10 protein-coding genes and 1 pseudogene are annotated in these 10202 nt (G+C 72.5%); 6 read left to right on the top strand and 5 right to left on the bottom strand.

Features of this window, described 5'->3' with window-relative positions; translation table 11 throughout:
• Positions 1-150: 150 nt before the first annotated feature.
• Positions 151-633, bottom strand: a complete 483-nt coding sequence (locus ACFWVC_RS32805) for a lamin tail domain-containing protein (protein ID WP_384296132.1) — start codon at positions 631-633, stop codon at positions 151-153.
• Positions 634-973: 340 nt separating this feature from the next.
• On the opposite strand from ACFWVC_RS32805, the gene ACFWVC_RS32800 reads away from it, so the two are divergent.
• Positions 974-1813, top strand: a complete 840-nt coding sequence (locus ACFWVC_RS32800) for a methyltransferase domain-containing protein (protein WP_384296130.1) — start codon at positions 974-976, stop codon at positions 1811-1813.
• Here the strand turns inward: ACFWVC_RS32800 and ACFWVC_RS32795 are convergent.
• Positions 1776-2393 carry a TIGR03086 family metal-binding protein gene (locus tag ACFWVC_RS32795; protein ID WP_384296128.1) on the bottom strand — a complete coding sequence of 206 codons (618 nt, stop codon included), beginning with the start codon at positions 2391-2393 and terminating at the stop codon, positions 1776-1778. The genes ACFWVC_RS32800 and ACFWVC_RS32795 overlap by 38 nt on opposite strands.
• A 283-nt stretch (positions 2394-2676) precedes the next feature.
• Here ACFWVC_RS32795 and ACFWVC_RS32790 point away from each other — a divergent pair, with 283 nt between their 5' ends.
• From ACFWVC_RS32790 to ACFWVC_RS32780, 3 genes are all read left to right on the top strand, one after another.
• Complete coding sequence (locus ACFWVC_RS32790) at positions 2677-5148, top strand: SpoIIE family protein phosphatase (RefSeq protein ID WP_384296126.1); 2472 nt, start codon at positions 2677-2679, stop codon at positions 5146-5148.
• Between the two features lie 335 nt (positions 5149-5483).
• A complete protein-coding gene (locus ACFWVC_RS32785) occupies positions 5484-6221 on the top strand; it encodes a dienelactone hydrolase family protein (protein WP_384296124.1) in 738 nt (245 codons plus the stop codon).
• Entirely contained in the window at positions 6221-6499 is a 279-nt protein-coding gene (locus tag ACFWVC_RS32780) for a DUF6295 family protein (RefSeq protein WP_384296122.1), read from the top strand. The genes ACFWVC_RS32785 and ACFWVC_RS32780 overlap by 1 nt, the downstream gene beginning before the upstream one ends.
• A 22-nt stretch (positions 6500-6521) precedes the next feature.
• Here the strand turns inward: ACFWVC_RS32780 and ACFWVC_RS32775 are convergent, their stop codons facing one another.
• Positions 6522-7709 carry a damage-control phosphatase ARMT1 family protein gene (locus ACFWVC_RS32775; protein WP_384296119.1) on the bottom strand — a complete coding sequence of 396 codons (1188 nt, stop codon included), beginning with the start codon at positions 7707-7709 and terminating at the stop codon, positions 6522-6524.
• Between the two features lie 102 nt (positions 7710-7811).
• Here ACFWVC_RS32775 and ACFWVC_RS32770 point away from each other — a divergent pair, with 102 nt between their 5' ends.
• Together ACFWVC_RS32770 and ACFWVC_RS32765 are read left to right on the top strand one after the other, a co-directional pair.
• On the top strand, positions 7812-8408 hold the full coding sequence (locus tag ACFWVC_RS32770) for an HD domain-containing protein (RefSeq protein WP_384296116.1): 597 nt from the start codon (positions 7812-7814) through the stop codon (positions 8406-8408).
• A gap of 59 nt (positions 8409-8467) precedes the next feature.
• Positions 8468-9025: a histidine phosphatase family protein gene (locus ACFWVC_RS32765; RefSeq protein WP_384296114.1), complete on the top strand. Its 558-nt coding sequence runs from the start codon at positions 8468-8470 to the stop codon at positions 9023-9025.
• Here the strand turns inward: ACFWVC_RS32765 and ACFWVC_RS32760 are convergent.
• A pseudogene (locus tag ACFWVC_RS32760) lies at positions 8989-9177 on the bottom strand (hypothetical protein); the annotation flags it as partial. The gene ACFWVC_RS32765 and the pseudogene ACFWVC_RS32760 overlap by 37 nt on opposite strands.
• A gap of 225 nt (positions 9178-9402) precedes the next feature.
• The gene (locus tag ACFWVC_RS32755) at positions 9403-10131 is read right to left on the bottom strand and encodes a VOC family protein (RefSeq protein ID WP_384296111.1); all 729 of its coding nucleotides are present in this window, start codon (positions 10129-10131) and stop codon (positions 9403-9405) included.
• Positions 10132-10202 lie beyond the last annotated feature (71 nt).

Genomic DNA, 10202 nt, shown 5'->3' with positions numbered 1-10202 from the left:
CCCGGAACCCCACCACCCCCCCCCCCCCCCCCGCCCCCCCCCCCCCCCCCGCGCCCCCCCCGCGGCTGACCGGCCCCCCAAAACGCGCGGCGCCCCGCGCTTGACGCGCGCCCACCGCCGCTCGTTCATCGGGCCCTACCGGGCCTGGGCTCAGCGGTGACGGCGGCCGCCCCACTCCTTGGTGTCCACGACGCGGCCGTGGTCGTTGCGCAGGGTGGCGCTGTCACGCCGGTCCCACACGTCGTTGCGGCGGTCCTGGAAGACGTCGAACCGGCTGTCACGGCCCTGGCCGGTGTGCACACGGACCTTGGAGTGGCCCGCGAGGCGCACGAAGTTGAACCGGTAGCGGTTGCCGTCGCTGTCGGTCAGCGTCCAGCCGCGCAGGTTCACCGAGTCGCGGCCCCGGTTGACCACCTCGACCCACTCGGAGTTGAGCGCGCGGTTCGAGCGGACGTGACGGTCGCCGCCATCGCCCTGCCGGACCTCGCCGATCGACACCGCGGAGCGGGGGGCCGGGCCGTGTCCGTGGCCACGGCCGTTGTCCGCGGAGGCCGGCATGGCGGCGGCCGCCACGACGGCGCCGGAGGCGAGGACGGTGGCGATGACGCGACGGGCGTTGAACGAAGCAGACATGATGCCCCCTCATCAGGGTGCGTCCCGGAACTCCCGTGTTCCGGTGACGCGGTACGGATACCTCGGCGGTTGGCCGATGACCCAACTCTGACCTGCCGCGACGGCGAAATCCGGAAGATCCGCTTCACGTTACGGAATGCGGACATATCCGTAACCCTCGTCTGTAGGCGACATCTGTCAATGTCATAGGACACGACATGTCATTGCCGGATACATCGACCGGCCGGGCGCACGTCATCCACGCGACGGCGTGTCACCCACAGGGGTAACGGACCCGTGTGCGATGTTGACGGCGGGCCCTGAGGGCCTTTGTAACGGCCCCATCTGCGAAAATCGCGTCATGGCGACACGCGAGCCCGGCAGCGGCTACCTGCTGGACAACCGGCAATCAGAGGCGGGCGTCCGCTTCGGCGCGCTCGCCGAGCTCTTCGACCCCGTGACGTTCCGGCACGTCGACGCCCTGGGCATCGGCCCCGGGATGCGCTGCTGGGAAGTGGGCGCGGGCGGGCCGTCCGTGCCGCTCGGGCTGGCCCGGCGTGTCGGGCCGGGCGGCACGGTGGTCGCCACCGACATCGACGTGTCGTGGGCGAAGGAGGCGGCCGGCGGCGTGATCGACGTACGGCGTCACGACGTGGCCGCCGACCCGCCGCCGGACGGCGGCTTCGACCTGGTCCACGCGCGGCTGGTGCTGGTGCACGTCACCGACCGCGCCGAGGCCCTGCGGCGGATGGTCGTGGCGCTGCGGCCGGGCGGAGCGCTGCTGCTGGAGGACGCAGACCCGGGACTGCAGCCGTTGCTGTGCCCGGACGAGTCGGGGCCCGCGCAGGAGCTCGCCAACCGCCTCAGGTCCGGATTCCGGACACTCATGGCGGAGCGGGGCGCCGATCTCGCGTACGGCAGGACGCTGCCCAGGGTGCTGCGCGAGGCGGGTCTGGAGGACGTGCGCGCCGACGCGTACTTCCCGATCACCTCACCCGCCTGCACGGTGCTGGAGGCGGCCACGGTGCGGCAGATCCGCGGCCGGCTGGTGGCGGCGGGCCTGGCCACGGACGAGGAGATCGACCGTCATCTGGCCCACGTCGCCACCGGCAGCCTCGACCTCGCCACCTCCCCGATGATCTCGGCGTGGGGACGCAAGCCGCTCAGCGCGAAGGACGCCACGCCGGGTTCCGGCCGGTGAGGGCGATCACCCGGTCCAGCAGAGGCGCCGTGGGCGGCACGGGGACCGGACGGCCGAAGGGCCCGGAACCGTCCGATTCCGCGGTGAACGGGGTGAGCAGCGCGAGCGCCGCCTCCAGGCCCGCAGGGTCCGGCCGGTAGTCCTGGCCCGTGGCGCGGGCCAGGTCCCAGCCGTGCACCAGAAGCTCGTTGAGGGCGAAGCACCCGGCCGCGGCGGCCGGCAGGTCGACCCCTCCGGCGCGGGTGTGCCCCTCCCATGCGGCCGGACCGCGCCAGGCGTCCGCCATGTCGGCCAGCAGGCCCGGGAGCCTGCCGCGCCACTGGTCCGGCGGGTCCGGCGGGAGGGCGCTGCCGGGAGCGCTGTCGGTGGTGGGACCGAAATCCTTGCGGGCCGCGTCGCGGAAGGCCACGCACAGCCCCGCGACGTGGCCGATCAGATGGCCGACGGTGTACTCCGGGCAGGGGGTGCGGTCGTCGAGCATGCCGTCGTCGATACGCTCCAGCACCGCGGCGACGCCGAGCGCGGCGGGACGGAGATCGGGCTGCCCGGCGGTGCCGGGACCGTGGAGCTGCTGTGTCATGAAGGCTCCTGGTGATCGGTGTGGGTTTCGGTCCGGATGTCGGTCCGGGTTCCGGTCCGGATGTCGGTGTTCCTGCCCGGTAGGACCGCGGCCGCGCGCGGAACTCATCGGTGCGGGGGCCGGGGCGGGCCGTGACCGCGGCGGGGGCCGCCAGCGGGTGCTGCAGATCTTGGCGGAAGGCAGTATTGACCTGTGGAGGTCCTTGGTACGGAGGCCCGCCGCCCGGATCGGCCCCGCGGACATGGGCGGCGCGGTGCTCCCTGACGCTCCGGGCGATTCGCCCGTGAAGGGTGACGCGTACGCCGTGCTCGACGACCGCGGCGTCATCGTGAGCTGGAGTCCTGGCGCGCACCGGATGCTCGGGCGCACGGCGGAGCAGGTACTGGGGACACCCGCCGCCGGGCTGCTGCACGCCGGCTCCGACGCCGCCCGGATCCTGGGGCAGCGGCGCGAGGACAGGTCGGCCGTGCTCGGCGTGGCCGGTCTGCGCCACCTCGACGGCCGCCGGGTCGAGGTGGTGCTGTGGGCGCACCCGCTCGTCATGGCGGGGCGGCAGCACTGGCTTCTGCAGGCCGAAAACGCCGAGACGGTACGCCGAGAGGACCTGCGTCACGCTCTGCTGCAGGGTGTGTTCACCGAGTCGCCGTTCATCATCGACGTCTTCGACCGGGACCTGCGTTTCCTGGCCCAGAACGCCTCGCAGAGTCGCGCGCCGGGTTTCAAGGACATCGTCGGACGGACGATGCGGGAGGCCGCGCCGCCGGGTCTGCTCGACATGGACGCCTTGGAGAGCCGGCAGCGGCAGGTGCTCGCCACGGGGAAGGCGCTGATCGCCACCGAGGTGCACGGCCGCGATCCGCGCGACCCGGACTGCGACACCGTCTGGGAGGAGACCATTCTGCCGCTGCGCGGCGCGGCCGGTGACGTGGTGGCACTCGCGCACATGGTGAGCGACACCACCGAGGAGTCCCGCGCCCGCGAGCGCCTCGACCTCGTCAACGAGGCGAGCGCCCGCATCGGCAGCCGGCTGGACGTCCTGACCACGGCGCAGGAACTCACCGACGTGGCCGTGCCGCGCTTCGCCGACCTGGCCTACGTCAATCTGCTGGACCCGGTCTTCGGCGGCGCCGAGCCGGTGACCGGGCCACCGCGCGACGCGGTCGTGCTCCGGCGGGCGGCGAGCACCATGTACGCCGGCGGCCTGGCCAAATCGGTCGTCGCCATCGGCGACGTGGACGCGCTCGCCTCGGCGCCCGCCTCGTCCACCCGGCGCGCCCTCGCCGACGGGGAGCCGGTGCGGCTGACCGGGGAGCAGGTCAGGGCCGCACTGGCGGCGACCGATCCGGTGCGCGCCGACCTGGCCACCCGCTACGGCGTCCACTCCTGGCTGCTGGTGCCGATGTTCGCCCGCGGCGCGCCGCTCGGCTCCGCGGTCTTCGTCCGTATCAGGCGCGCGCACCCCTTCGAGGACGACGACGTGCCGCTGGCGCGGGATCTGGTGACCCGCGCCGCGGTGTGCATCGACAACGCCAGCCGCTACACGCGGGAACGGACCACCGCGCTGATGCTGCAGCGCAACCTGCTGCCGCAGGACCTGCCCGAACTGCGGGGCGTGGAGAGCGTGTCGCGCTGCCTGCCGTACGGCGACCAAGTGGTGCTCGGCGGAAGCTGGTTCGACGTCATCCCGCTCTCCGGCGCCCGGGTCGCGATGGTGATCGGCGACGCCGGCGGCGAGGGCCTCTACGCGGCGGTGTCGATGGGGCGGCTGCGGACGGCGGTGCGCACCCTGGCGGATCTGGATCTGTCGCCCGACGAGCTCCTCACCCATCTCGACGACCAGGTCAAGCGCACCCTCAACGACCGGCCCGCCCCGCTGGAGCGCCCCGAGCCGGTCGCCCGGTCCTGCCTGTTCGCGGTCTTCGACCCGATCTCGCGCAAGTGCCGCTTCGCCGCCGCGGGCCACCCGCTGCCGGTGCTCGTGGGGGCGAGCGGACCGGCCTCGTTCGTGGACGTACCCGTGGGGGCCCCGCTGGGCGACGGCGCGGTCCCGTACGAGTCCGGCGAGGTGACCCTCGCCGACGGCGACGTGCTGGCCCTCTACACCGGCGGTCTGCTCGCCACGCCTGGCGCCGGGGATCCCGGCGGGGGCTCGGCGCGGCTGCGGGAGGCGCTGTCCGACCCCGACATCGCGGCGGCCCTGCGCGCCGGCGGCGGACGCGACTCACTCGGCGACGCGGGCGAGGCGGTCCTGAGGCGCGTGCACCCCGGTGGTGCCGGCTCCCCCGGGAAGAACGACGTGCTGCTGCTCGCGCGCGTGCGCGGGCTGGAATCCGGCCGGCACATCACCTGGGAGCTGCCTGCCGAGCCGGAGGCCGTCGGGCCGGCACGGACGCTGGCCATGGGCAAGGTGGCCGAATGGGGGCTCGGGGAGCTGGCGTTCACCACCGAACTGCTGGTCAGCGAACTGGTCACCAACGCGATCCGGTACGGCCGCCCTCCGCTCCGCCTGCGCCTCATCCATGACCGCACCCTCATCCTCGAGGTCTCCGACGGCAGCAACACCTCGCCGCGCGTCCGCCGCGCCCAGGACACCGACGAGGGCGGCCGCGGTCTCTTCCTGGTCGCCCAGGTCGCGAAGCTGTGGGGCACCCGCTACGAGGTGCGCGGCAAGACCATCTGGGCCGAACAACCGCTTCCCAGCGGTACGGACGACGCGCTGGACCACACCGTCGGGCCTTGCCCTGACGGCACGTAGAACGCGCGACGCTTGTTCCGATGCGGATCATCGGGTGGCAAGTCGATCGGTGAAAGGCTCATGAAACACACTTCCGATCTGGAACCATCTCGCGAAAGAGGCGAACGCCAGTTGTATCCGCCAACCACGTGAGTGGGACAAAGGCGTCATTGACGTGTCAAGCATCGCCAAGTGTTTCCATCTCTGCGATGCGAAACATCATCCTCCCTGGTCAGCGCACGGGTCCGTACGGCCGTCGGGGCGCTTGCCCGAGGAACCGCGTACCTGGGAGAGAGCCTTCCGGAACGGCGGACTATCGTGGCGATCATCCGTCACCTCGGAAGGAAACCCCTTTCATGTACGACGCAATCCTGGCCGAGACGATCACCGTCACCGGCCACGGCAATGACCCGATCGAGGCGTACGCCGCGCGCCCGATGACCTCCGGTCCGCTGGGCGGCGTGGTGGTGATCCACCACATGCCGGGCTACGACGGCCCGTCGAAGGAGATCACCCGCCGTTTCGCCGCGGAGGGCTACGCGGCCGTCTGCCCGAACCTCTACAGCCGTGAGGCCCCCGGCGCGGCCCCCGACGACGCCGCCGCGACGGCGCGCGCCCGGGGCGGCGTGCCCGACGAGCGGCTGCTCGGGGACGTGGCGGGTGCGGCCGCGTACCTGCGCGGGCTGCCGTCGTCCAACGGGCGCGTGGGCGTCATCGGTTACTGCTCCGGCGGGCGGCAGGCGTTCCTGGTGGACGCCTCGCTCGACGTGCAGGCGGCCGTCGACTGCTACGGCGCCTTCGTCGCGGGCCGGCCGCCGGAGGGCTTCCCCCTCCAGGTCGAGCCGCTCCTGCACCTGACGAAGGACCTGCGCGCGCCGCTGCTCGGGCTGTTCGGCGCCGAGGACAGCTACCCCTCGCCCGAGCACGTCGCCGAGCTGGAGACCGAGCTCAAGGCGCACGGCAAGCCGTACGAGTTCCACACCTACGAGAACGCGGGCCACGCCTTCTTCGCCGTCGACCGGCCGAGCTACCGGCCGCAGGCGGCCGTCGACGGCTGGTCCCGGATCCTCACGTTCTTCGGAGAGCACCTCTGATGTGCACCTACCTCACCGAGAAGATCCGCATCGAGGGCAGCGGCAAGGGCGCGCACGGCTACTTCGCGCTCACCGACGCGATGGTCTACGTCGACCATCCGCAGCACGCGCCCTTCGAGCACACCGTCAACATCGACTTCATGAACCCGGAGCTCGGGCCGTCCGCGCGGGTGGCCGTGGAGCTGACCGAGGAGGCCGCGCTCGCGCTGGTCGAGGCGATCCGGTCGGCGCTCGCGGCGGCGCCGCCCGGGCTCGCCTCGGCGTCCGCGGGGCGCTGACGGCCTTTCCGGGCCGATACCGCTAGCCGGGCGTCCCCACCTGGATCAGCGCGTGGGTGCCGCTGGTGCGCCAGGGCGTGCCGGTGCCGTCGAGACGGGCGACGGTCCGCGCGTCGAGCCCGGTGAGGGTGTCCGACTTGAGGGTGCGCAGGGCCGCGACCGGGCCGGGGAAGTACGCGGTGACGTCCGCGAACGGCACGGTGGCGGCCCACTGCCGGTCGCCCACCAGGCGGCGGTAGTTGAGGTCGCCCTTCATGACGGTGACGGCCGCCGCCGCGAAACGGTCGCGCAGGTCGCCGGGCAGGGCGTCGTAGGGCAGCGGCGCGCAGGCGAACGGATGCGTGGACAGCGTCAGGCGGTCCGCGCGCAGGGCGTCGGCGAGCCGGTGCCCGATCGACCCGGCGGCGCCGGGCGCGTGTGTCATACGGCGCAGGCACATCAGCACGTCGCGGGGTGTGGCGTCGGAGACGAAGTACGGGCGGGGCTTGAGCATGAGCTCGACCTGTCCGGCGCGTCCCGTGGCCAGCAGATGGTCGATGAGCACGAGGTCGGCCAGGATCTCGCGGGCGCTGTTGTCGGCGACCACGACGACCCGCCCGCCGTCCAGCAGCGGCCACAGCCGGCCGGACTCGTCGGCCACGTACGTCCCGGACGGCTCGGGGGCGCCTCCCGGCTCGCCCGCGATGGTGAAGCCCAGGTCGGCCTGGTTCCCCCAGACGGCCGCGGTCAGCAGCCGGTGCTCACGCTCGTCCTGGGTCAGCGCGGCCAGGTCGTCCAGGGCCGCGAGGTCTCCGGCGAATCCGTGGCCGTCCAGTTCGGCGTCCTTGAACGGCGCGAAGAAGTCGAGGCCGTGCCAGGGCCCGTCGGCGAGGTATCCGGTGGCCTCCAGCAGCCTCCGGTAGAAGTACGACTCCGCCCACAGGAACGGAAGTTCAGGCCACGCTCTGCCGTACATCCCCTGCCCCCACCCCTCCCACACGGCCGCGTCCCGGGCGTCCGCGGGCAGCGGGGCGACGGTGCCGTGGCGTGACTCCTCCAGGAGCGCGGCACACGCCTGGCGCTGCGCGCCGCCGTAGGGAACGGACTCCAGGATCCGTCCGATCAGCACCGGGTGGCGGACCTGGAAGACGTTCCAGGCGAAGGAACCGGGCTCGTCGCAGGTGATCGGCGGCGCGTCCGGGGTCGTCGCGCCGTGCGCTTGGTGGGGCATGCGTGATCCTCCAACGGTGGGGACGCAATTCTCACAGGAAGCGGCGCGAAATCACGGACCGCGGGCCCGTCCGGGAGAGCGTCCCCTACGCTGCTGACCGCCATGAAGCCACCGAGCCCGCTGGACCGCGCCCTCAGTGACCCCGGCGACCCGCCGATGCGCCCGCTGCCGCCCGCGGTCACCGCTCTCCTGCTGCGTCTGCAGGCCCCGCCACGCCTGGCCGCGCACCTGCGGGCCGTCCACGACGTCGCGCACGAGCTGGCCGACTGGACGCGGGAGCGCTGCCCCGGCCTCCCGCTGGACCGCGAGGCGGTGCTCTTCGGCGCGGCGACGCACGACATCGGCAAGACCGTTCACGAGGCCGAGTTGTCCGGCCCGGGTTCGGCGCACGAGGAGGCGGGCCGAGGGCTGCTGCTGGCGCACGGATTCCCCCCGGACCTCGCCCGCTTCGCCGGCACCCACGCGTCGTGGGCGCGTGCGGAGGTGACGGTCGAGGAGTTGCTGGTCAGCACGGCCGACAAGGTGTGGAAGAACAAGCGGGTCCCGGATCTGGAGGACCGTCTCGTGGCACACCTGGCGCAGGCGAACGGAAGCCCGCGCTGGGAGGAGTTCCTCGCGCTCGACGACGTCCTGTCCCGGATCGGCGAGCAGGCGGCACGCCGACTCGCCTTCCAGGCGTCCTTCCCGGTGCGGGGCTGACGCGGCGACAATGTTCCGTCCGATGCGGCACGATCTGTCGAGAACGTCCGGAGTCCCCGATGGCAGTCGAGATCGTCTACGAGACCCACGCCACGACCACCGACAACGAGGCGGGCATCGCCACCGGCCTGCTCCCGGGCGAGCTGTCGGAACTGGGCTGCCGCCAGGCCCGTGAACTGGGCGAGCGCCGCTCGGGCGGCGGATTCGCGGCCGTGTTCACCTCCGACCTGCACCGCGCCGTCCGGACGGCCCGGATCGCGTTCCCCGACGGCCGCCCACCGATCCACCAGGACGTCCGGCTGCGCGAGTGCGACTACGGCGCCCTGAACGGAAGCCCGTACTCGCTCGTCGCCGCCCAGCGGACCCGGCGCTTGGACGAGCCCTTTCCCGGCGGCCAGAGCTACCGTCAGGTCGCCGAGGCCACCAGCGCCTTCCTCCGCGACCTGGCCACCGCATGGGACAACGCGCGCATCCTGGTGATCGCCCACTCGGCCAACCGGTGGGCGCTGGACCACCTGCTCGCCGGCACCCCGCTGGAAGAACTCCTCCATGCGCCCCCGGCGTGGCGTCCGGGCTGGTACTACACGCTGCCCTCCGACTGGCCGCCCCCTCCATGATCGCCCGGACAGCTCACCTCCGGTGCGGGGGCAACGCGCGTCTTTGAATCCTCCCCCGGCTGAAGCAGGGGGATTCCTGGCTCACGTGGGCTGGAGACCTGCGGTCCGTCAGCTCTTACACGATCAGCACCAGCCGGGTTGAGACCAGCCCGGTTTGATGAAGCAAATCCAGGAGGTGCATGTGCTGTCTTGGCTCTCGATCAGCACGGTGTACGCGCTGCTTGGTTCTCGCAACGCACAGCGATCAGCTTACCCGACCGTGTGGGCGGTCTTTCGCCCTGACGGCGAAGCCCCGTTCCCTTCCCTGCTCCGCAGGGGTCCGATTCCTCCCCGGCCTGAAGGCCGGGGCATCCTCGGAAGTTCCCGGTGAAGCCCGGTCACCGGGACGTCCGCACGGAGAACTCGTTGCCGTCGGGGTCGAGCATCAGCACCCGGCCGCCGTCAGCCCCGTCAGCCCCGCCGGCGCCGGTGCGCGTCGCGCCGAGCGAGATCAGGCGGTCGACCTCCGCCTCCCAGTCGGCGTCGGCGGGGATCGCCAACTCCAGGTACAACCTGTTCGTGCCGGTCTTCGGCGCGACCGGGGGACCACCCCACGTGATCTTCGTGCCGCCGTCCGGCGATTGGATCGCCGTCTCCTGGTCCTGGTCCCAGACGAGCGGCCACCGCAGCGCCTCGCTCCAGAAATAGCCGACCGCCTGGGTCCCGTCGCAGGACAGCGCTCCGATGAAGCCCGTGTCGGCGAGGAACTTGTTGCCCGCCTCGCAGACGCAGAACTCGTTGCCGTCCGGATCGGCGAGCACCACATGGCCCTCTTCGGGGAGTTGGCCCACGTCGATGTGCTGCCCGCCGAGTGCCAGCGCCCTGGCCACCGTCCGCTCCTGATCCTCGGGGAAGGCGCTCGTCAGGTCGAAGTGCGCCCGGTTCTGGCCGAGCTTGGGCTCCTGGCTCGGCAGGAAACGGATGCGGAACCCGGCGGGATTAGGGGGCAGGATCGCGACGTCGTCCGGACCGTCGGCCAACTCCCAGCCCAGGACGCCGGACCAGAACCGCGCCAGGCCCGACGGCCGGGTCGCGTGGAAACAGATCGCGAACAGCTGACTGGTCATAACCCGTGCATCTCCGTTCCGCTGACGGACGATACGAGGCCTGCCCGCCCCGCACCCGCGAGCGCAGCCTA

It is taken from the genome of Streptomyces sp. NPDC058691 (genome assembly GCF_042714775.1).
In the GTDB taxonomy this organism is placed as follows: Bacteria; Actinomycetota; Actinomycetes; order Streptomycetales; family Streptomycetaceae; genus Actinacidiphila.
Note: the sequence above shows the minus strand (reverse complement) of the source record. Positions and strands in the feature narration are given on the sequence as shown.